The organism is Mycobacterium sp. AT1, assembly GCF_002043095.1.
Classification (GTDB): Bacteria; Actinomycetota; Actinomycetes; order Mycobacteriales; family Mycobacteriaceae; genus Mycobacterium.
This window is the reverse complement of record NZ_MVOC01000037.1, coordinates 107749-128583: the sequence shown is the minus strand read 5'-3', so window position 1 is coordinate 128583 and position 20835 is coordinate 107749. Positions and strand designations below refer to the sequence as shown.

General features: G+C 68.3%; 21 protein-coding genes. 7 read left to right on the top strand and 14 right to left on the bottom strand.

The genetic code is table 11. The features are described from left to right. Positions 1-86 precede the first annotated feature (86 nt). Together B1790_RS18185 and B1790_RS18180 are read right to left on the bottom strand one after the other, a co-directional pair. On the bottom strand, positions 87-1211 hold the full coding sequence (locus B1790_RS18185; RefSeq protein WP_079924650.1) for a Xaa-Pro peptidase family protein: 1125 nt from the start codon (positions 1209-1211) through the stop codon (positions 87-89). 10 nt (positions 1212-1221) lie between these two features. Continuing rightward, positions 1222-1617: a VOC family protein gene (locus tag B1790_RS18180; RefSeq protein ID WP_079924649.1), complete on the bottom strand. Its 396-nt coding sequence runs from the start codon at positions 1615-1617 to the stop codon at positions 1222-1224. Positions 1618-1650: 33 nt separating this feature from the next. Between B1790_RS18180 and B1790_RS18175 the strand changes: the two genes are divergently transcribed. After that, the gene (locus tag B1790_RS18175; RefSeq protein ID WP_079924648.1) at positions 1651-2610 is read left to right on the top strand and encodes a 5'-3' exonuclease; all 960 of its coding nucleotides are present in this window, start codon (positions 1651-1653) and stop codon (positions 2608-2610) included. Here the strand turns inward: B1790_RS18175 and B1790_RS18170 are convergent. From B1790_RS18170 to pafA, 7 genes are read right to left on the bottom strand one after another with little or no spacing between them, the layout of a single operon-like run. Beyond that, positions 2607-3371, bottom strand: a complete 765-nt coding sequence (locus B1790_RS18170) for a DUF4333 domain-containing protein (RefSeq protein ID WP_079924647.1) — start codon at positions 3369-3371, stop codon at positions 2607-2609. The two genes, B1790_RS18175 and B1790_RS18170, sit on opposite strands and share 4 nt — an antisense overlap. Positions 3372-3421: 50 nt before the next feature. Continuing rightward, positions 3422-6199 carry an RNA helicase gene (locus B1790_RS18165; RefSeq protein ID WP_079924646.1) on the bottom strand — a complete coding sequence of 926 codons (2778 nt, stop codon included), beginning with the start codon at positions 6197-6199 and terminating at the stop codon, positions 3422-3424. Then, positions 6183-7133, bottom strand: a complete 951-nt coding sequence (gene tatC, locus B1790_RS18160; RefSeq protein ID WP_079924645.1) for a twin-arginine translocase subunit TatC — start codon at positions 7131-7133, stop codon at positions 6183-6185. Before tatC ends, B1790_RS18165 begins: the two co-directional genes overlap by 17 nt. A 60-nt stretch (positions 7134-7193) precedes the next feature. Next, positions 7194-7442, bottom strand: a complete 249-nt coding sequence (gene tatA / locus B1790_RS18155) for a Sec-independent protein translocase subunit TatA (protein WP_079924677.1) — start codon at positions 7440-7442, stop codon at positions 7194-7196. Positions 7443-7472: 30 nt separating this feature from the next. Then, complete coding sequence (locus B1790_RS18150; protein ID WP_079924644.1) at positions 7473-8456, bottom strand: YafY family protein; 984 nt, start codon at positions 8454-8456, stop codon at positions 7473-7475. Further along, complete coding sequence (locus tag B1790_RS18145; RefSeq protein ID WP_142271370.1) at positions 8453-9445, bottom strand: YafY family protein; 993 nt, start codon at positions 9443-9445, stop codon at positions 8453-8455. Before B1790_RS18145 ends, B1790_RS18150 begins: the two co-directional genes overlap by 4 nt. Positions 9446-9478: 33 nt before the next feature. Continuing rightward, positions 9479-10837, bottom strand: coding sequence for a Pup--protein ligase (pafA, locus tag B1790_RS18140; RefSeq protein WP_142271369.1), 1359 nt, complete (start codon positions 10835-10837; stop codon positions 9479-9481). Between the two features lie 103 nt (positions 10838-10940). Here pafA and B1790_RS18135 point away from each other — a divergent pair, with 103 nt between their 5' ends. Genes B1790_RS18135 through B1790_RS18125 form a run of 3 tightly spaced genes read left to right on the top strand, consistent with a single transcriptional unit; the run spans position 10941 to position 12970 of the window. Further along, entirely contained in the window at positions 10941-11219 is a 279-nt protein-coding gene (locus tag B1790_RS18135) for a hypothetical protein (RefSeq protein ID WP_079924641.1), read from the top strand. Then, complete coding sequence (locus tag B1790_RS18130; RefSeq protein WP_142271368.1) at positions 11216-12685, top strand: alpha/beta hydrolase; 1470 nt, start codon at positions 11216-11218, stop codon at positions 12683-12685. Before B1790_RS18135 ends, B1790_RS18130 begins: the two co-directional genes overlap by 4 nt. 57 nt (positions 12686-12742) lie before the next feature. Next, positions 12743-12970: a hypothetical protein gene (locus tag B1790_RS18125; RefSeq protein WP_079924640.1), complete on the top strand. Its 228-nt coding sequence runs from the start codon at positions 12743-12745 to the stop codon at positions 12968-12970. Here the strand turns inward: B1790_RS18125 and prcA are convergent. The 4 genes from prcA to dop form a co-directional block, all read right to left on the bottom strand. Then, positions 12967-13722 (bottom strand): proteasome subunit alpha, encoded by a 756-nt coding sequence (prcA, locus tag B1790_RS18120; RefSeq protein WP_079924639.1) that lies wholly within the window; start codon positions 13720-13722, stop codon positions 12967-12969. The genes B1790_RS18125 and prcA overlap by 4 nt on opposite strands. After that, on the bottom strand, positions 13719-14603 hold the full coding sequence (gene prcB / locus B1790_RS18115) for a proteasome subunit beta (protein ID WP_079924638.1): 885 nt from the start codon (positions 14601-14603) through the stop codon (positions 13719-13721). Before prcB ends, prcA begins: the two co-directional genes overlap by 4 nt. Further along, positions 14600-14794 carry a ubiquitin-like protein Pup gene (locus B1790_RS18110; RefSeq protein ID WP_079924637.1) on the bottom strand — a complete coding sequence of 65 codons (195 nt, stop codon included), beginning with the start codon at positions 14792-14794 and terminating at the stop codon, positions 14600-14602. The genes prcB and B1790_RS18110 overlap by 4 nt, the downstream gene beginning before the upstream one ends. Before the next feature lie 71 nt (positions 14795-14865). Next, on the bottom strand, positions 14866-16374 hold the full coding sequence (gene dop, locus B1790_RS18105) for a depupylase/deamidase Dop (protein WP_056555260.1): 1509 nt from the start codon (positions 16372-16374) through the stop codon (positions 14866-14868). A gap of 62 nt (positions 16375-16436) precedes the next feature. On the opposite strand from dop, the gene B1790_RS18100 reads away from it, so the two are divergent. The 3 genes from B1790_RS18100 to B1790_RS18090 are packed head-to-tail and all read left to right on the top strand — an operon-like array spanning position 16437 to position 19468. After that, on the top strand, positions 16437-17642 hold the full coding sequence (locus tag B1790_RS18100; RefSeq protein WP_233165179.1) for a threonine/serine exporter ThrE family protein: 1206 nt from the start codon (positions 16437-16439) through the stop codon (positions 17640-17642). Further along, positions 17608-18780 carry a hypothetical protein gene (locus tag B1790_RS18095; RefSeq protein WP_233165178.1) on the top strand — a complete coding sequence of 391 codons (1173 nt, stop codon included), beginning with the start codon at positions 17608-17610 and terminating at the stop codon, positions 18778-18780. Before B1790_RS18100 ends, B1790_RS18095 begins: the two co-directional genes overlap by 35 nt. Before the next feature lie 7 nt (positions 18781-18787). Further along, positions 18788-19468 carry a response regulator transcription factor gene (locus B1790_RS18090; protein ID WP_079924636.1) on the top strand — a complete coding sequence of 227 codons (681 nt, stop codon included), beginning with the start codon at positions 18788-18790 and terminating at the stop codon, positions 19466-19468. Here the strand turns inward: B1790_RS18090 and B1790_RS18085 are convergent. Then, a complete protein-coding gene (locus tag B1790_RS18085) occupies positions 19438-20823 on the bottom strand; it encodes a HAMP domain-containing sensor histidine kinase (RefSeq protein ID WP_079924635.1) in 1386 nt (461 codons plus the stop codon). The genes B1790_RS18090 and B1790_RS18085 overlap by 31 nt on opposite strands. Positions 20824-20835 lie beyond the last annotated feature (12 nt).

Genomic DNA, 20835 nt, shown 5'->3' with positions numbered 1-20835 from the left:
ACCGCCGGACTGACCATGCCACGCCGCAAGACCACCCGCGCCCAAGACCGCGCCAGCCGCATCCAACGCGAACGCGAACTCAACGGCTAGACGGGGACCACCACGAGGTCGCGGGGCTGATCGTTGACCGACTGGGCGCCGTCGCTGGTGACGATCACGATGTCTTCGATGCGCGCACCCCACGACCCGGGGAAGTAGATGCCCGGCTCGATGCTGAAGGCCATGCCCTCCTCGAGCGGCAGATCGTTGCCGGCGACGATGTAGGGCTCCTCGTGCACGGAGAGGCCTATCCCATGTCCGGTGCGGTGCACGAACGCCTCCGCCAAGCCCTCCGCGGCCAGCACGTCGCGCGCGGCGGCGTCGATCTGCTCGGCGGTGACACCAGGCCGCACCGCCGCCACGGCCGCCTCCTGCGCCCGCTGTAGGACCGCGTACCGCGCTGCCACGTCGTCGGCAGGCTGCCCGATGCTGTAGGTCCGCGTCGAATCCGAGTTGTACCCGGGCTCGTACGGCCCGCCGATGTCGACGACCACCACGTCACCCTCCTCCAGCACACGGTCGGAGCACTCGTGATGAGGGTCTGCACCGTTGGGTCCTGACCCGACGATGATGAACGCCACCTCCGAATGCCCTTCGGCGACAATCGCTTCCGCGATGTCGGCGGCCACGTCGGCCTCCGTTCGGCCGGGCACCAGAAACTCGGGAACACGTGCGTGCACCCGGTCGATCGCGGCCCCCGCCTTGCGAAGCGCGTCGACTTCCGCGTCGTCCTTGATCATCCGCAGCCGGCGCAGCACGTCGGTGGCCAGCACCGGCACCGTCCCGAGCACCTTGGCCAGCGGAAGCAGGTGCAGCGCAGGCATCGCGTCGGTGACCGCAGTCGCGACCGGGCCACCTCCGAACACGTCGGCGACCAAAGCGTAGGGATCCTCGCCGTCAACCCAATCCCGCACGCGCAGGCCCAGTTCCACCACCGCAGAGTCCTTCAGCGCCGCCAACTCCATCCGCGGAACCACCACCGTGGGCTCACCGTCTGAGGGCAGCACCAACGCGGTCAGCCGCTCGAAGGTCTGGGCGCGTGACCCGACGAGATAGCGCAGGTCATACCCGGGCGTGATCACCAGACCGGCCAAGCCGGCCGCGGCGGCCGCAGCCGTCGCCGCCCGCAAGCGTCCCGCGTATACCTCCGTGCCAAATCTGCCGCTGTCCATGCCGTCGAGGTTAATCGGCGCGCCGATAGGTGGCGACCTCGATCAGGTTGCCGTCGGGGTCGCGGCAGTAGTGCGACGTCATCGGACCGAGGGCACCCGTCTTGGCGACCGGCCCGTCGGTGATCTCCACGCCACAGGACCGCAGATGCGCCCCGACGGCGGCGGCCCCCGCATCGACGACGAAGCACAGGTCCAGGGTGCCGGGAGCGTCGACGGCCGCGGTGACCCAGTTCGGCGCCCCGGTGGGTCGGACGTTGAGCTTCTGGTCGCCAAACCGCAGCGCGATCCGGCCGTCGCCGAAGACTTCGCGCGTCATCCCGAGCACCCGGACGTACCAGTCGACCGTGCGGTCGACGTCGACTGTGTTGACGACCACGTGATCGACGCGGTCCACGGACAAGCCCATGGCTCCATCAATACCGCACGCTACTGTCAATCGATGACCGCACCCGTCCTGCTCCTCGACGGCGCCAGCATGTGGTTCCGCTCGTTCTTCGGGATCCCGTCGTCCATCACCGCACCCGACGGCCGCCCGGTGAACGCGCTCCGCGGCTTCCTCGACGCCGTCGCGACCCTCGTCGCCAACCACCAGCCGTCGCGGTTGGCGGTGTGCCTGGACCTCGACTGGCGACCGCAGTGGCGGGTCGACCTGATCCCGTCGTACAAGGCGCATCGGGTCGAAGAGGAACGGGCGCCGGGTGAGCCCGACGTCGAGCAGGTGCCCGACGACCTCACGCCACAGGTCGACATGATCATGGCGATGCTCGACGCGTTCGGCATCGCCACCGCGGGCGCACCGGGTTTCGAAGCCGACGACGTCCTCGGCACGCTGGCGGCCCGAGAGCGCGTCGACCCCGTCGTGGTGGTCAGCGGTGACCGGGATCTGCTTCAACTCGTTGCCGACGACCCCGTTCAGGTCAGGGTCCTCTACATCGGCCGCGGTTTGGCCAAGGCGACACTCTTCGGTCCCAGTGAGGTAGCCGAGCAGTACGGGGTGCCGCTAGAACGCGCAGGCACCGCCTACGCGGAGTTGGCACTGCTGCGCGGCGACCCGTCCGACGGCTTGCCCGGCGTCGCGGGCATCGGCGACAAGACGGCGTCCACCCTGCTCGCCCAGTACGGCTCGCTGGAGCGGATCATGGCGGCCGCCGACGATCCGTCCTCGAAAATGCCTGTCGCACAACGCAAAAAGCTGTCCGCGGCGGTCGAATACGTGCCTGCGGCGGAGAAGGTGGTCCGCGTCGCGACCGACGCCGCAGTCAGCCTCTCGACGGAATCGGACCTGTTGCCCCTGACCGCCCGCGACCCGCGCCGGGTGGCCGAACTTGCCGGCGAATTCGGCGTCACGTCGTCCGTCGGACGCCTACAGAAGGCGCTCGACGGACTCCCCTCCAGCTAGCGGGGCCTGCCGACTTCGTAGGTGCCGCTGTTGTCTTGGAACGTCACGGTCACCTGGCGCTTGGTGCCGTCGATGCTGACCTCACAGTCGAAGGTCCCGCCCTTGACGACCTTCGGGTTGGCCCCGTCGTTGCACGTGACGTCCTGGACGTTCTTGGCGCCGTAGCCGTTGGTCTCGTCGCTGAGGATCTGCTGCACGCCCGACTGGGCGGCCTTGACGTCGAGGTTGGTCGTCATGAAGAAGCCCGGCTTCCAGAAGCCGAGGATGCCGACGACGACGACGACCACGGCCACCAGGGCGCCGACCACACCGAGGATCAGGCCCCGCGACTTCTTGGAGCCCCCGTCGGTCGACGAGTACGGCGAGAACTGCTGATTGGGATCGAACTGTCCCGGCTGCTGGCCGTACTGCTGCTGGTTGGGGTCGTACTGCCCGTACTGCGGAGGCTGCCCGTACTGCGGCTGGCCATACTGCGGAGGCTGCCCGTACTGCGGCTGCTGCGGGTAGGACGACGGGCCATACGCGGTGGGCTGCTGGCCGTACTGGTCGGGCTGCTGGTACTGCGGCTGACCGTACGTGGGCTGCTGGTACTGCGGCTGCCCGCCGTACGCCGGCGGCTGCTGGCCGTAGGCGGGAGGTTGCTGCCCCCAAGGCGATTGCTCCGGCTGCGGCTGTTCTGGAGCCTGAGGCTGCCACGCGGGATCGGCCGGCTGCTGACCCGCCCACGGCTGGGTGGGATCGGATCCCTGCGGTCCGCTCATCGTCTCTCCTTGGTTCCATCTGACGTCAAAATCGAAACGTTGGCCACACACTACCCCGCATCAACAGCCACGACGCCGCGCCGAATCGCGTCGATTGCGCGTTTCGCAGACGTCCGCAACGCCGGCGTGGGGGCGGCATTTCGCACCTGGTCGAGCAGATCGAGGACTTGCCGACACCATCGCACGAAATCGCCTGCCGACAAAGGAGATCCGCTACCCGAGGCATCGGATGCCGCCAAGGATGCCGACAGGTCGCCCGTGGTCGCCCAGCAGTGGATCGCGGCCACGAAACCGACGTCCGGTTCGCGACTCGCCGGGAGCCGGTGCTGCTGCTCCTCGGCGCGAATCTCCGCCCACGAACGCCGGGTCTGTGACAGCGCCCGTCGCATACCGGGCGTCGCGCTCTCCACGACCGACGACGAACCAGGTGTGTCGCCCCTCGACTCGAACAACACCGCCGACACCACCCCGGCCAACTCGGCGGCGTCGAGACCGTTCCAGGTGCCGCTGCGCAGGCACTCGGCGACCAGCAGATCGCTCTCGCTGTAGATGCGCGCCAACAGACGCCCGTCGTCGGTCACCACCAGATCACCGTCCGCCGTCTTCTCGACGAAGCCACGGCCGGTGAGCAACAACACGATTCGGTCGAAGGTGCGGGCCAACGAGTTGGTCGCGGCGTTGACCTTCTTCTGGATGTCGGCGTTGTCCCTCTCGATGCGCAGAAAGCGCTCGGCCTGCCTGACGCGTTCGTCGCGATCGGCGAGGTGGTGCGCGGGATGGGCTCGCATCCGATCGCGCAGGCCTGCGAGTTCGGGATCCACGTCGTGCTCCCGATCCTGGCCAGGCTGACCACGTTTGGGCCGCCCGGCAGGCATCTTCAGACCCGCGGCTGCCGATCGCAACGCCGACGCGACGTCACGACGGACCCGCGGTTGCCGGTGTTCCACCCTTTTTGGCAGGGTCATCGACCCCACCCGCAGCGACGAGCCGGAGAAGTCCGTCGACGAAATGCGGCCTGCCCAACGGTCTTCGGTGAGCACCAGCGGCCTGGGATCGTCGCTGTCCCCCGCCGGCTCGAGTACCACCGCGAGCCCGCCGCGCCGCCCCTGCCCGATGGTGATGATGTCACCGCGGCGCAGCGCCACCAGCGCGTCGTTGGCCGCCTGCCTGCGCTGCAACCGGGACGCCCGGGACTGTGCGCGTTCACGTTCGGCGATCGTCGCGCGCAACCGCGCGTATTCGAGAATGGGTGCGTCCCGACCGCCGAACTCCGCGGCGATCTCGTCCATCATCTTCTCGCCGCGGGACACGCCGCGGACCAGGCCGACGACGGAGCGGTCGGCCTGGAACTGCGCGAACGACCGCTCCAGCAGTTGATGCGCCTGCTCGGGGCCCATCTGGTTGGTCAGATTGATCGTCATGTTGTACGACGGCGCGAACGAACTGCGAAGGGGGAACGTACGAGTCGACGCCAGCCCCGCGACGTCGGCGGGTTCGACGTCGGGATGCCACAGCACCACCGCGTGACCCTCGACGTCGATTCCGCGGCGCCCTGCGCGCCCCGTGAGTTGGGTGTACTCCCCCGGCGTCAACGGCGCGTGCTGCTCGCCGTTGAACTTGACCAGCCGCTCGAGCACGACGGTCCGCGCGGGCATGTTGATGCCCAAAGCCAATGTCTCGGTGGCGAACACGGCCTTCACCAGCCCGGCGGTGAACAGCTCCTCGACCGTATGACGGAAGACCGGCAACAGCCCGGCGTGGTGGGCGGCGATGCCGCGCAGCAGCCCCTCGCGCCATTCGTAGTAACCGAGCACCACCAGGTCGGCGTCGTCGAGATCGGCGCATCGTCGGTCGATCACCTCGGCGATGCGCGCCCGTTCCTTCTCGTCGGTCAGTCGCAACGACGAGCGCAGGCACTGCTTCACCGCGGCGTCGCAGCCGGCCCGGGAGAACACGAACGTGATGGCGGGCAGCAAGCCCTCTTGGTCGAGCACGCCGATGACGTCGGGTCGTGACGGCGGCCGGTAGATGGTGGGGCGGCCGCCACCGTGACGGTTGCCCTCACGCCCGCGGTTGCCCGGTCGCCCGCGAGGCTGCCAATCCGACAACCGGTCGGCTTCGCGCCGGTGCGAGATGTGGCGGATCAACTCCCGGTCGACGAGGGTCTGCTTGGCGTTGGGCTCGGAGCCCTCGAACAGGTCGAACACGCGTTTGCCGACCATCATGTGCTGCCACAGCGGGACGGGGCGGTGCTCGTCGACGACGACGGTGGTGTCGCCGCGGACGGTCTGGATCCAGCCGCCGAACTCCTCTGCGTTGCTCACCGTCGCCGACAGGCTGACCAGCCGCACGTCCTCGGAGAGGTGCAGGATGACCTCCTCCCAGACTGCGCCGCGCATCCGATCGGCCAGAAAGTGCACCTCGTCCATGACGACGTGGGAAAGACCGTGCAGCGCATCGGAGTTCGCGTACAGCATGTTGCGAAGGACTTCGGTGGTCATGACGACGATCGGGGCGTCACCGTTGAGGTTCTGGTCGCCGGTCAACAGCCCGATGCGCTCGGCACCGTAACGCTGCACCAGATCATTGTGCTTCTGGTTGCTCAGCGCCTTGATCGGCGTGGTGTAGAAGCACTTTCGGCCCGCGGCGAGCGCAAGGTGCACGGCGAACTCCCCGACGACGGTCTTACCGGCGCCGGTGGGTGCGCACACCAGGACCCCGTGACCGTTCTCAAGGGCCTTGCAGGCGCGGATCTGGAAGTCGTCGAGAGTGAACGGCAGCCCCGCGGTGAAGTCTTCGAGCTGGCTCTGCTCAGGTGGCTTGGTCATCGATGCCCAGCCGGGACGGGGTCGGCACGGCGCTGGGGACCTCGACGGGCTCGACGCTGCCGATGGGAGCCGCCTGGTCGTCGGGGACGTCCTCGAGCGCCGCCCGGCGGGCCTTGCGGCCGTCGTTGAAGCGGGCCACCTGGATGGCCAGTTCGAGCAGCAGCGACAGCGCGCAGGCCAGCGCCAACATGGAGAACGGATCCGAGCCTGGCGTCGCGAACGCGGCGAAGACGAACATGCCGAATATCAGCCCGCGTCGCCAGGCCTTCAGCCGCTCGTACGGCAGCATCCCGACCAGGTTCAGCATGATGATCAGCAAGGGGAATTCGAAGCTGATGCCGAACACCAGCAACAGGTTGATCAGGAAGCTGAAGTACTGGTCACCGGAGAGGGCGGTGATCTGCACGTCGCTGCCGACGGTCAACAGGAAGCTCAACGCCTGGGACAGGACCACGTAGGCGAGCACCGTGCCGCCGATGAACAGCAGCGCCCCGAACCCGACGAACACCGACGCGAACCGGCGCTCCCTTTGGTAAAGCCCCGGGGTGATGAAGGCCCACAACTGCTGGAGCCACACCGGACACGCCAAGACGACGCCCGCGGTCAGCGCAACCTTGAAGCGCAGCATGAACTGGTCGAAGGGCGCGGTGGCGAGCAACCGGCACTCCCCGTCGGGGGCAATGTCGGCCCGCGACGACGCCGGCAGTGAGCAGTAGGGCGCGCGGAGCCAGTCACCGAGACTGGGCAACCCGAAGAAACCGTGGCTGTACCAAACGAAGCCGAAGATCGTCGTCAACAGAATCGCCGCCACCGCGATGAGGACGCGGTTGCGCAGCTCGTGCAGATGGTCGACCAGCGACATGGTGCCGTCGGGATTGGCCTGCGATCGCCGACGTCGCGGATCGAGCCGCTTGAAGATTCCAGGGATGCGCACGGGTTTTCTAGACACCAATCAGCCGCGCAGCCTCACGGCGCGCTGGTGGGAAGGTTGCGATCAGGCCGGTCGTTGCTCGGGAGACTGCACGGGTGCCTGCTCCGGCTGGACCCGCTCCGAGGTGATGGGCGACGGCGCCGGATTCGGTGTGTCGTCCTTCCCGTCGGACTGCATTTCCTTGATCTCGGACTTGAAGATTCGCATCGACTTGCCCAGCGAACGAGCAGCGTCGGGAAGCTTCTTGGCTCCGAACAACAAGACGAACACCGCGATGACGATCAACCAGTGCCACGGCTGTAGACCACCCAATTTGGACACCTCCAAGTGTTGTGGACGAGTCTACCCGTCCTCGTCGACGCCCACGGATCCGTAGGCCTCGAGCGCGGCGACGGCGGCTTCGCGAACTCGGTCGGCCAACGCCTGCGGTTCCAGTATGCGCACCGCCGAGCCGAAGCCGAGTACGAAGCGCACCATCCATCCCTCGGAGGCGTACGTCATCGCCGCTTCCGCCGCTCCGTCGGCATGCTCGCGCACCACCCGCAGCGGGTAGTAGTCGAACATCCAGGCTGCCGACCGGTCGATCAGCAGCGTTGCCGCAGGAAGCGACGGGTCCGCGTCGAAGAGCGACGTGTCAGGGCGGGCGGCCACGGCGGGCTCCGGCGGTGCCGACCGCTCGTCGAGCACCCGCGCGTCGACGATGCGGTCGAAGCGGAAGAGCCGGACGCCTTCGGCAGTGCGGCACCACGCCTCGAGGTAGGTGTGGTCGGCGACCAGCACCACGCGGATCGGGTCGACGACACGGCTCGACAGCGTGTCGTGGCTCGCCGAGTAATAGTCGATCGACAGCGCGCGGCCGTCCCGCACCGCGCCGCGCACCGCGGCGGCGGTCCCACTCTCGACGGGGGCGGGCTCGTCGACCGCGGCGTCGGCGCCCTCACGTGCGCCGGTGGCTGTCCCGGCCGCGGACTCGATCTTCGCGATCGCGCTGCGCGCGGCTTCCGGGTCGACGATGCCGGGCACCTCGAGGAGGGCACGCAGTGCCACCAGGATGCCGGTCGCCTCGGGAGAGGTCAGCCGCAGCGGGTGATCCATCCCCGCCGAGAACGTGACGTCGATCGTGTCACCGGAGAACTCGAAGTCGATGAGATCGCCGGGGCCGTAACCGGGGAGGCCACACATCCACAGCTGGTCGAGGTCCTGGGTGAGCTGCGATTCGGTCACCCCGAGTTCCGCGGCAGCCTCGGCCCGGGTGATCCTCGGGTTGGCCTGGAAGTACGGGACCATGTTCAGCAACCGAACCAGCCGCGTCGAGACGCTACTCATGCCCCTACTCCCGCACTTGCGCGGAGCCGCTCGACGACGTTCTCCCGCAGCGACGCCGGATCCAGGACGACGGCGTCCGCACCGCAGCTGGCGACGTCGCGCGCCAATTGATCCTCGCGGCCGACGTCGAGTGCGATCTCGTCACCGGCGCGCCCGGCCAACGCCCGCGGCGCCGTGGTGACCGCCTGCCGGCGCAACGCCGTGCCGCGGCCCTCGGCCACCCACACCCGGGCCTGCGCACTCGGCGGCGCGTCGGCCACCGCGAGGTGCACGATGTGGCGCAGGTCGACACCGTCCGGGCGGTGCACCGCATTGCGCGGTCCGATCGCCGTCACGTCGGAGTCGATGCGCGACAACCGGAACGTTCGGGTGGCTTGGCGGGTGCGGTCGTGGCCCACCAGGTACCAGCGTCCGCGATAGGTGACGACACCCCACGGCTCGACGGTGCGTTCGGTGTACGGCTCGCTGCGCGACGACCGGTGCCTGAACTGGACCGCCTGCCCAGAGTCGATCGCCGCCAACAGGATTCCCAGCACGTCCTCCGACCCGCGCAAGCCGGGCAGCGCGGCGGTGGTGGTGATGGCGATCGCCGACTCCGGCGCGTCGACGTCCACGCCTGCCGCCCGCAACTTCAGCAGTGCGCCCTGGGTCGCCGTCACCATCTCCGGCGATTCCCACAACTGGGTGGCCATGGCGACCGCCGCGGCCTCGTCCGCGGTCAGCTCGACGGGAGCCAGCGCGTAGGCCTCCCGGTTGATCCGGTAGCCCTCCGTCGGGTCCAGCGACGACACCCGTCCGGTCTCCAACGGGATGCCGAGATCGCGCAATTCGTTCTTGTCCCGCTCGAACATTCGCGAGAATGCCTCGTCGCTGGGACTGTCCGCGTAGCCGGACACGGTCTCTCGAATGCGCTCGGCCGTGATGAACGAGCGGGTCGACAGCAGCGCGATGACGAGGTTCATCAAGCGCTCGACTTTGGAGATCCCCACCCAGCGAGCTTAAGGCGTGCCGGGAGACGCCAGTTACATCGACGCGATGAGGCGCTTCACACGTTCGTCGACCGAGCGGAACGGGTCCTTGCACAGCACCGTGCGCTGAGCCTGGTCGTTGAGCTTGAGGTGCACCCAGTCGACGGTGAAGTCCCGACCCGCGGCCTGTGCGGCGGTGATGAACTCACCGCGGAGCTTGGCCCTGGTGGTCTGCGGCGGTTCGTTGACCGCCGCGTCGATGTCCTCGTCGGTGGTGATGCGGGCGGCCAGCCCCTTGCGCTGCAGCAGGTCGAACACGCCGCGACCGCGCTTGATGTCGTGGTAGGCCAAGTCGAGCTGCGCGATCTTGGGATCGGACAGCTCCATGTCGTAGCGATCCTGGTAGCGCTCGAACAGCTTCTTCTTGATCACCCAGTCGATCTCGGTGTCGACCTTGGCGAAGTCCTGGCTCTCGACGGCGTCGAGCTGGCGCCCCCACAGGTCGACGACCTGCTCGATCTGGGCATTGGGCTCACGGGTCTGGAGGTGTTCGACCGCGCGGCTGTAGTACTCACGCTGGATGTCGAGCGCGCTGGCCTGCCTGCCGCCGGCCAGCCGCACGGGGCGGCGTCCGGTCAGGTCATGACTGACCTCGCGGATCGCGCGAATCGGATTGTCGAGCGAGAAGTCCCGGAACGGGACACCCGCCTCGATCATCTCGAGGACCAGCGCGGCGGTGCCCACCTTGAGCATCGTGCTGGCCTCGCACATGTTGGAGTCCCCGACGATGACGTGCAGCCGGCGGTACTTCTCGGCGTCGGCGTGGGGCTCGTCGCGGGTGTTGATGATGGGCCTGCTGCGGGTGGTCGCGCTCGAGACGCCCTCCCAGATGTGCTCGGCCCGCTGGCTAAGGCAGAACGCCGCGGCCTTCGGCGTCTGCAGCACTTTGCCCGCGCCGCAGATCAATTGGCGCGTGACGAGGAACGGCAGCAGGACGTCGGAAATCCTGGAGAACTCCCCCGCTCGGACGATGAGGTAGTTCTCGTGGCACCCGTAGGAGTTGCCCGCCGAGTCGGTGTTGTTCTTGAACAGGTAGATGTCGCCACCGATGCCCTCGTCGGCGAGGCGCTGTTCGGCGTCGACCAGAAGGTCCTCCAGGACGCGCTCGCCCGCGCGGTCGTGGGTGACGAGCTGAATCAGGCTGTCACATTCTGCCGTCGCGTATTCGGGGTGTGACCCCACGTCGAGGTAGAGACGCGCGCCGTTGCGGAGGAACACGTTGGAGCTACGTCCCCACGAGACCACGCGCCGGAAGAGGTAGCGGGCAACTTCGTCGGGAGACAGCCTTCGGTGACCGTGAAAAGTGCACGTCACACCGAATTCGGTCTCAATGCCCATGATTCGCCGCTGCACGTAGTCGAGCTTACGGGTTGCCGGTGCGCGGTGTGGTGACCGCCACTCGTCGGGCCTGTGGATGAATCAAGCGAGGTGTCGCCGAAACCTGCCATCGTCGGGCATGGGCGAAGTCGGGATGAACGCGGCGGAGGTGCGCGCGCTGGCGCAGCGGGTTCTGGACGGAGCCGATGCGCTTGACGGCGTCGGGTGGCCCGTCGACGCCGCGGAGGACCTGGCCGGATCGGCGATTGCCGCCACCGTGGCGACCATCGGTCTCGCGGACCGGGTCGCGGACGTGGCCGCTGCCATGCGGGCCTGGGCGGCTGCCACCTCGTCGGCGACGGCAGGTCTGCAACACGCCGACGAGCGCCATGCCGGCCGACTGCAGGCACCGCGGTGACCACGCCGATGCTCGACCGGGCCACAGCCTGGCGCCCCGATGCGCTGCGCCGACTGGCCGACGCGTGGGACGAGGCGGCCCGCGTCGTCCACCTCGGTGCCTCGATCGCGGCAAGGTCGTCGGTGCCGTGGGCTGGCGCCAGCGGCGACGCAGCCCAACGGCACGCCATCGCCATCGCCGCCGACGGTGACGCGGTGGCTCGCGCACTGGTCCTCGCGGCCGTCGCCGCCAGGGACGGCGCCGACCAGATCGCCGCCGCGCAAGCCGAGGTCACGGCGCGGGTCGGCGCGGCACACGACGAGGGGTTTCTGGTCAGGGACGACGGTTCGGTGGTAGCGGCGACGGAACCGCCTGCGCTGCTCGTGCTCCTGTGTGGCGGCGACGCGGCCGTGCTCGCCCAGGTACTCGCCGATCGTGGCGCCGAACTGTCGCAGCGGATCACCGAGGCGTTGGACGCGCTCGGGGCCGCCGACGACGACGCAGCCCGCGACGTGCGCGACGCCCTGAACGCGATGGACCACCCGGTTGACGCGGAAGTGGGCAACTCCGACGCGGTGGCATGGGACGTGCGCATCGCCGCCAATCGCGCCGCCGTCGCACAGGCGGTGGTCGAGGGGCTAGGCGACAGTTCCGCCGCCGACCGGGGCACCTTCTACCGGGGTCTGCTCGGCGAGATCGACGATCCCACGGGCGGTGCGGACCGCGTCGACCGCAAGATCCTGGCGTTCGACCCCACCCACGACACACTGGTCGAACTCAACGGCGACCTGACCCGTGCGACCAGCGTCGCGGTGTTGGTGCCCGGCATGAACACCACCGTCGCGGGCTCGGCAGGCGTCACCAGATCCGCGCGCCAGTTCGTGTCGGCGACGCGGGGTGAGGTCGCCGCGATCACCTATCTCGGCGGGCCATTTCCGGCGGACGACACCGTGGTCGGCGCCCTCGTCGAGGCGGCGAGCCCGCGTTTCGCAATCGACATGGCCCCGCGGTTGGCCTCGTTCAGCCGCGCAGTCGACGCGGCCGTGGACTCCGCCGCGGCAGGAAGGGGACGCAGCATTCCGGTGACCTACGTCGGGCACTCCTACGGTGGCGCGATCCTCGGTACGGCAGAGGCATTGGGGCTGACCGCCGACCGCACGCTGTACGCCGCGGCGGCAGGTGCGGGGTTCGGCGTCGACGATCCCGGCGATTGGCACAACCGCAATCCCCACGTTCTGCGGTTCTCGATGACGGCGCCGGGAGATCCCATTCAGCTCGTCCAGGGGATCGTCGGCGGATCCCACGGCGCCGATCCCGACGAGATGCCCGGCGTAATCCACTTGGCCACCGGTCGTTACGACGACGGGCGACTGATGGCGGGCCCCAGCGCCCACACCGACGTCCTCGCCGCCATGGGCTCCGACGCGTGGCGCAACGTGCTGGCGGTCATCACCGGGGACCGCCCGCACATCGTGATGGCCGGCTGACCGCTACGGTGGGGCGAAATGTCGCCATAAGAATGTCGTCGTGAAGAGGAGAAACTGATGGGCTTCAACCCCAGGGACGCGATCGAGTCGGTCAAGGACATCGCGACCAACGCCGTCGAGCGGTCCGCGGACATCGTCGACAGCGCGGGACACATCCTCAAGGGTGACGTCTCCGCCGGAGTCGAGGGCATCGTCTCGAGCTCGATGGACATCGCCACCCACTCCGTCCACAAGATCAAGGAGATCGCCACCGGCAGGGGTGACGATCTCGACGAGATCGTCTAGGAGTCCGCTTCGGGCTGCTGCTCCGGAACGGATTCCTCCACCGGAAGCAGCGCCTCAAGCGCCGAGCCAGTGATGCGGCGGAACGCGCGCCGCGGGCGGTTCACGTCCAAGACCGCGATCTCAAGCGTCGCCGGGCCCAGCGTGCGGGGCTCGGCGCCGTTGCCGGTGGCCGCCGCGATACCCGACTTCAGCGCGTCGACCGCGATCTTCACCGCCTCGCTCAAGCTGGCGTTCTCGGTGAAGGACTCGTTGAGCGCCGTGATGATCGGCTCGGTGGTGCCACCCATCACGACGAAGTGCGGCTCGTCGGCAATGGATCCGTCGTAGGTGATGCGGTACAGCTCAGGCGATTTCGTCTCGCCATAGTGCGCGACCTCGGCGACGCACAGCTCGACCTCGAACGGCTTGGCCTGCTCGGTGAAGATCGTGCCAAGCGCCTGGGCGTACACGTTCGCGAGCTGACGGCCCGTGACGTCGCGCCGGTCGTAGGCGTAGCCGCGGGTGTCGGCGAACTGGATGCCCGCGACCCGCAGCTTGTCGAACTCGTTGAACCGGCCGACCGCGGCGAAGCCGACCCGGTCGTACAGCTCCGAGACCTTCTGCAAGGAGCGCGACGGGTTCTCCGCCACGAACAGCACCCCGCCCGAATAGGCGAGGACGATGACGCTTCGGCCGCGGGAGATGCCCTTGCGCGCGAGCTCGGAGCGCTCACGCATCGCCTGCTCTGGCGAGATGAAGTACGGAAAGCTCACAGCTCTACCGTCCCCTCATCGATGCCGAAAGACTCGTCACGGGAACGCCTTTCGATGACTTCACGGGCGAGGGCGGCAATCCGGTCCTTGGTGACCTCCACCGCGCCGTCGGCGTCGATGACCACTGCGGTCGGGTAGATGCCGCGCGCCAGGTCCGGGCCGCCGGTCGCGGAGTCGTCGTCGGCTGCGTCGTAGAGCGCCTCGACGGCCGCCGACAACGCGGACTCGGCGTCGGTCACCCGCGAGTACAACTTCTTGATCGACGACTTGGCGAAGATCGAGCCCGAGCCCACCGACTGGTAGCCCTCGAGTTCGACGTTCCAGCCGCCTGCCGCGTCGAACGACACGATGCGTCCCGCGCCATCGGGGTTGGGATCGTCGAGGTCGTAACCCACCAGCAGGGGCAGTGCCACGAATCCCTGCAGGGCGGCACCAAGATTGCCGCGGACCATGATCGACAGTCGGTTCACCTTGCCCGCGAAGGTCAGTGCGACACCCTCGACCTTTTCGTAGTGCTCGAGCTCGACGGCGTAGAGCCGGGCGAACTCGACGGCGATGGCTGCGGTGCCTGCGATGCCGGTCGCGGTGTAGTCGTCGGTGACGTGAATCTTCTGGACGTCGCGCCCGGCGATGATGTTGCCCTGCGTCGAGCGGCGGTCACCGGCGATCAGGACGCCACCGGGGAACTTGATCGCCACGATGGTGGTGCCATGTGGAAGCGCGTCACTCACAGTCAGGTCACCAGGTCGGCTCGCGGGCAGCAGATGCGGCGAGTTCCGACGCAGCAACTCGTAGAACGACGACGTGTCCATCGAGGGCACCGAGGGCGCTCCGAGACTGTGTTGGAAGGAAGACGGCCGATCGTTATGCGGCCAGGTCACTGTCCGCCCTTTTGGACATACGCCCGCACGAAGTCCTCCGCGTTCTCCTCGAGCACGTCGTCGATCTCGTCGAGCAGATCGTCGGTCTCGTCGGTGAGCTTCTCGCGACGCTCCTGGCCGGCCGCAGTGCTGCCGGTGGGGTCGTCGCCATCGTCGCCGCCACCACCACGCTTGGTCTGCTCCTGAGCCATCGCTGCCTCCTGCTCGTCTTAAGCCCTGCTAGTTACTTCACCCTACCGGTCGACTCCCAGAATGCCGGTCGTCAGGTGGTCAGCTGCGCGACGAGTTCCGCTGCACTGTCCACCGAGTCGAGCAACGCTCCGACGTGGGCTTTGCTTCCGCGCAACGGCTCCAGCGTGGGAATTCGCACCAGCGAGTCACCGCCGAGGTCGAAGATCACCGAATCCCAGCTGGCCGCGGCGATGTCAGCGCCGAATCGACGCAGGCATTCACCGCGGAAGTAGGCGCGCGTGTCGGTCGGCGGATTGTGCACCGCGTCGAGGACCTGTTGCTCGGTGACGAGACGCTTCATCGACCCGCGGGCCACCAGCCGGTTGTAGAGACCCTTGTCGAGCCGGACGTCCGAGTACTGAAGGTCCACCAGGTGCAGCCGCGGCGCGGACCACCCGAGGTTCTCGCGCTGCCGGAAGCCTTCGAGGAGCCGCAGTTTGGCCGGCCAGTCGAGAATCTCCGCGCACTCCATCGGGTCGCGCTCCAGCAGGTCCAACACCGTCGCCCAGGTTTCGAGCACCTTCGTGGCGGACGGATCGGGATCCCGGGCGTCGACCAACTTGGCCACCCGGTCGAGGTAGATGCGTTGCAGCGCAAGGGCAGTCAACTCGCGACCGTCGGAGAGGGCGATGGTGGCCCGAAGCGACGGATCTCGGCTGACGACGTGCACGGCGTGCACGGGGCGCGCCAGGGCGAGATCGGAGAGGTCTAGCCCGTGCGCCGGGCCCTCCTCGATGAGGTCGAGCACCAGCGAGGTGGTGCCCACCTTCAGATAGGTCGACGTCTCAGCCAGGTTGGCGTCACCGATGATGACGTGCAGGCGGCGGTACTTGTCGGCGTCGGCGTGCGGCTCGTCGCGGGTGTTGATGATGCCGCGCTTGAGCGTCGTCTCGAGGCCGACCTCCACCTCGATGTAGTCGGCGCGCTGCGTCAGCTGGAAGCCGGGTTCGTCACCCGCGGGGCCGATGCCGACGCGGCCGGAGCCCGTGACGACCTGACGCGACACCAGGAACGGCGTCAGCCCGGCGATCACCGCGGAGAACGGCGTCTGACGACTCATCAGATAGTTCTCGTGGGTGCCGTAGGACGCGCCCTTGCCGTCCACGTTGTTCTTGTAGAGCTGCAGCTTGGCTGCGCCAGGCACGCTGGCGACGTGGCGCGCGGCCGCCTCCATCACCCGCTCCCCCGCCTTGTCCCAGATGACCGCGTCCAATGGATCGGTCACCTCGGGTGCGGAGTACTCGGGGTGGGCGTGGTCGACGTAGAGGCGGGCCCCGTTGGTCAAGATCATGTTGGCGGCGCCGACCTCGTCGGCGTCCACGATCGGGGGCGGCCCACTCGCCCGGCTCAAGTCGAAGCCACGCGCGTCACGCAGCGGTGATTCGACTTCGTAGTCCCACCGCGTCCGCTTCGCCCGCTGGATGCCGGCGGCGGCCGCATAGGCGAGCACCGCCTGCGTCGACGTCAGAATCGGATTGGCGGTCGGATCGGACGGCGATGAGATGCCGTATTCGACCTCGGTACCGATGATCCGTTGCATGCACTCAGCGTAGGGGAAGGCCCCTGGTTGCGAGCCGGGCACCCGAGTTGGTCAACTAACCCGTGCCCCCCGAGCCCGACGACGCCGCAGCGATGCAGTTCGTCGCCGCGCTGGGCGCCGCCATGGCGGCGGCGAACTATCCGGTGACGATGGTGCGCAACACCATGGTTGCGACGTCACGGGCGTACGGCCTGGAGACCCAGTACCTGGCCCTGCCCAACTACGTTCAGGTCGGCACGTCCAGCGGCGGTGGCCGGCTATACATCGCTCACCCCGACGAGGACTTGCGGTTCGACCAGACCTTCCCGCTGGCCACGCTCGTCTCCCTGGCGCAGTCGGGAGCGGTCACCCCCGCCGAAGGCCAAGCCGAGCTGACCCGAATCTGGCAGATGCCCAACCGATTTCCGGCGTGGGTCGGCGTCATCGGTTACACGGTGCAGAGCGCCGGGTTGTCGTTGATCCTTCAGCCCGCCCCGCTGACGCTTCTGATGGCGGTGGTGCTTGGCGCCATGGTCGGGGTGATGTGCGAACTGGCCCGCCGCAACGACGCGGTGCAGCAGCTGCTTCCGACCCTGTGCGCGTTCACCGTGTCGCTGGTCGCCTTCACCGCCGCCGACCGGCTGCACATCGCCGACGCCAGTCTGCGGGCGCTGGCGCCGCCGTTGGCGACCTTCCTTCCCGGCGCGGCGATCACCCTCGCCGTCGCCGAATTGTCCTCGCGGCAACTGGTTTCCGGCGCCAGTCGGCTGGTGAGCGGGTTGATGCGGATGGCGCAGTTGGCATTCGGGATTCTGGTCGCCGCCCAGGTCGCGGGCATCTCCGATTCGCACCTCAGTGTGGCGCACGTCGACCGACTCGGCCCCTGGGCACCGTGGCTCGGCATCGCGTTGTACGGGGTTGGCGCCATGCTGTCGTTCGGTTCCCCGACGCGGTTCCTGCCCTGGATGCTGGCCATGCTGACGATCGCCTACCTCGGCCAGCTCGCGGGCAACGCCGCACTGGGCACGTACGCCGCAGGTTTCGGTGGCGGGTTCACCCTCACCGTGTGTGCGCTCGCCGTGGCGCGCCGACCCGGTTCGCCCGCCGCGATCTCGTTGATCCTGCCGGGCTTCTGGCTCCTGGTGCCCGGCTCGCTGGGATTGATGGGGGTGACCGAAGTACTGGGCACCGACAGCACGACGGTGTTCACGGGAACGTTGATCTCGATGATCTCGATCGCCCTCGGCGTTCAGAGTGGACTGCTGGTCTGGCGGGCTCGCCGTGGGTGAGGCCGCCGACCGCGTCGCGGCCGAATCGTGGTTCCTGCAGCGCGGCCTGCCGTCCGTCCTGACCCGACGGGCCCGGTGGCGCCGATTGTGGCCACGGTCGGCGCCTGCGCTTGCCGCGTACGCCGTGGTGCTCGCGTGCCTCACGGTCGTCGACGTCACCGACGGCGGACAAGCCGTCGACGTCGACGAGAACCCAACGTCCGCCGAAGTACTGATCCTCGTGGTGCTGGCGGCGATGCTGCCCCTCGCCGTGCTGGTGAGCTGGCTGGTGTCCCGGATTCACGGCGCGCGAGGGCGCCACACCGCGGCGACGGCCTCGGTCGTCGTGGCGGTCGGATGCGCGCTGGTGAACCCGTCGTGGGCCGATCGGATCGACGACGTCGTCACGATCGCCCAGATCACGGCGCTGATCCTGGTGCTGAACGGCCTCGGCGTGGGATCGGTGCTCGGTTGGGCCGTCCGGCTCACGGTGTCCCACCTCGCCAGCGCGGGCGCCCTCGTCACCAGGGCGCTGCCCGTCGTCCTGCTGACCGTGCTCGTCTTCTTCAACGGATTCGTCTGGTCGATGGCCACCAAGATCGGCCGCGACCGCATGTGGTTGGTCGTCGGGTTCATGGTCGTCATCGCCGTCGCGTTCCTGTGCACCGGCGTCGCGGAGAGAACACGACCGGTGCTCGGGGACCGGAGCACCCGCGATACCGACCCCCTTCGACTGGCCGAGACCCCGTTCGCCTCGATGCCCGACCCGGTCCGGGGCGATCGGCTCCGGCCCACGGAACGGGCCAACGTGGTCTTCGTCGTGATTGCCTCGCAAGTCACGCAGATCGCCATGGTCGCCATCGTCACCGCGGCCATCTTCTTCGTCATGGGTCTCCTCGTGCTCAGCCCCGCAGTCCTGGCGGCCTGGACCACCAACGGGTCCGACCAGGGCACCTGGTTCGGCATGACACTGCCGGTGCCCCAACCGCTGATCCACGTCACGATGTTCCTCGGTGCGCTGACGTTCATGTACGTCAGCGCACGGTCGGTCGGCGACGGCGAATACCGCAAGCAGTTCCTCGACCCCTTGGTCGACGACCTGCGGCTGAATCTGGTGGCGCGCAACCGCTACCGGGCCTACGTACGGGAAGGACGATGAACGACAGATGAGAGTCCTTGTCGTCGAAGACGAGCCGCTGCTGGCCTCGACCCTGTTGATCGGTTTGCGCGCCGAGGGGTTCACGGTGGTGGCCGTGGCCACCGGGGTGGACGGGTTGGCGCGGGCCACCGAGGAGGACTTCGACGTCGTCGTCCTGGACATCATGCTGCCGGGACTGAACGGCTACGAAGTGTTGCGGCACATGCGTTCCCGCGGCATCTGGACACCGGTGATGATGCTGACCGCCAAGGACGGCGAATACGACCAGACCGACGCCTTCGACCTCGGCGCCGACGACTACCTGACCAAACCGTTCTCGTTCATCGTTCTGGTCGCCCGACTCAAGGCCCTGGTGCGACGAGCCACACCGCAGCGTCCCGCCATCCTCGAGGCAGGAAACCTGTCGCTCGACCCGTCCCGGCGGGAGGTGCACCGCGACGACGTGGCGATCTCGCTGACTCCGCGCGAGTACGGGCTGCTCGAATACTTGATGCGCAACAAGGATTCGGTCGTCACCAAGTCCCAGATCTTGCAGAACGTGTGGGACGCCAACTACGAAGGCGCCGACAACGTCGTCGAGGTGTACGTCGGCTACGTGCGGCGCAAGATCGACATCCCCTTCGGCACCAGGACGATCGAGACCGTCCGCGGCGTCGGCTACCGGCTGGCGTCCGAAGATCTGAGCTGAACCGTCACCGTCGTCCCGGTGCCGACGGCCGAGCCAATGCCCGTGCCGATGCTCACCCGTCCGCCGTGGGCCAGCACGATCTCGCGGACGATCGCCAGGCCGAGGCCCGTGCCGCCTGCGCTTCTCGACCGGTCGGAGTCCAGCCGGACGAAGCGGTCGAAGACCCGACCCCGATCCGCGGGCGAGATGCCCGGACCGTCGTCGGCAACCTCGAGTAGGACGACTCCCGAGCCCTGCCGAACGGTGACCGCCACCTGCGAAACTGCATGCCGCGCAGCGTTGTTGAGCAAATTTCGTAGGACCCTCGACAGCGCGACGGGGTCGCCGGTCAGCCGGGCCGGCTCCAGATCGGCCCGAACCTCGAGGGCACTGTCGCGTCGTAGCCGCTCGACTTCCCCGGCCGCCAGATCGTCGAGGTCGACGTCTTCGCGGCCGATCTCGAGGCCTCGTTCGTCGGCCCGCGCCAACAACAGCAGATCGTCGATGAGGACCTTCATGCGCAGCGCCTCGGGCATCAACGTCGTGGTGGCGAGATCGGCACTGAGCACTTCCGGGTGGGCCGCCGCCACCTCGAGGGCCGAGATGATGGTCGTCAGCGGGCTTCTCAGCTCGTGCGACGCGTCGCCGACGAACCGCTTCTGGGCGTCGTGCCCCGCCTGGATGCGGGCCAGCATCTCGTTCATCGTGACCGCGAGCGCCGCGATTTCGTCGCGGCTGTCCGGCACCGGAACGCGCTCGGTGAGATCTGAGGTGGTGATGTCGGCGACCCTCGAGCGGATGTCGTCGACCGACCTCATGGATCGATGCACCAGTACGTAGGTGGCCACCCCGGACACCAGGACCACCACCGGTGCGGCGACGGCAAGCGCGACGATGACCGCCCACACCGTCGACGCGATCGTCGCGCTGCCCTCCCCGACCAGGATCGTGTACCGATCGTCGGGACCCGCCACCGTCTGAGCGCTGAAGCGAATCCGGCCGAACGGCGAGGACTGCTCGGGCATCCCGATGCGGATTCCGTCGCCCACGTCGTTCATCGCGACCAGCGGCGTGTCGGGGGCCGATCGCGACCGTCGCACCACCGTGCCGTCCCTGGCGATCACCTGAACCGCCACGATCCGCTGATCGGTGGCCAGCAGCGCCGGGTCCAGCCCCGCCGCGCCGCGCTCGACGACCTCGGCGGAGATCTCGCTGACCCTGGTTGCCGCGGCGGAGTCGATGCCCGACAACATGGTTCGGTACAGGATCGCGGCGAGTCCCGCTCCCGCGATCCCGAGGGCGACGAAGACCACCGTCGCGGCGACGAACGCCGAGCGCGCCGATATGCCCCAATTCGCAGTGCGTCGTCTCGCCATAGCGGTCACCAG

What these genes read in the sequence shown, in the direction of transcription:
- B1790_RS18185 (WP_079924650.1), bottom strand. Translation starts at nt 1,211, where the DNA reads ATGGACAGCGGCAGATTTGGCACGGAGGTATACGCGGGACGCTTGCGG.
- B1790_RS18180 (WP_079924649.1), bottom strand. Translation starts at nt 1,617, where the DNA reads ATGGGCTTGTCCGTGGACCGCGTCGATCACGTGGTCGTCAACACAGTC.
- B1790_RS18175 (WP_079924648.1), top strand. Translation starts at nt 1,651, where the DNA reads ATGACCGCACCCGTCCTGCTCCTCGACGGCGCCAGCATGTGGTTCCGC.
- B1790_RS18170 (WP_079924647.1), bottom strand. Translation starts at nt 3,371, where the DNA reads ATGAGCGGACCGCAGGGATCCGATCCCACCCAGCCGTGGGCGGGTCAG.
- B1790_RS18165 (WP_079924646.1), bottom strand. Translation starts at nt 6,199, where the DNA reads ATGACCAAGCCACCTGAGCAGAGCCAGCTCGAAGACTTCACCGCGGGG.
- B1790_RS18150 (WP_079924644.1), bottom strand. Translation starts at nt 8,456, where the DNA reads ATGAGTAGCGTCTCGACGCGGCTGGTTCGGTTGCTGAACATGGTCCCG.
- B1790_RS18135 (WP_079924641.1), top strand. Translation starts at nt 10,941, where the DNA reads ATGGGCGAAGTCGGGATGAACGCGGCGGAGGTGCGCGCGCTGGCGCAG.
- B1790_RS18125 (WP_079924640.1), top strand. Translation starts at nt 12,743, where the DNA reads ATGGGCTTCAACCCCAGGGACGCGATCGAGTCGGTCAAGGACATCGCG.
- B1790_RS18110 (WP_079924637.1), bottom strand. Translation starts at nt 14,794, where the DNA reads ATGGCTCAGGAGCAGACCAAGCGTGGTGGTGGCGGCGACGATGGCGAC.
- dop (WP_056555260.1), bottom strand. Translation starts at nt 16,374, where the DNA reads ATGCAACGGATCATCGGTACCGAGGTCGAATACGGCATCTCATCGCCG.
- B1790_RS18090 (WP_079924636.1), top strand. Translation starts at nt 18,788, where the DNA reads ATGAGAGTCCTTGTCGTCGAAGACGAGCCGCTGCTGGCCTCGACCCTG.
- B1790_RS18085 (WP_079924635.1), bottom strand. Translation starts at nt 20,823, where the DNA reads ATGGCGAGACGACGCACTGCGAATTGGGGCATATCGGCGCGCTCGGCG.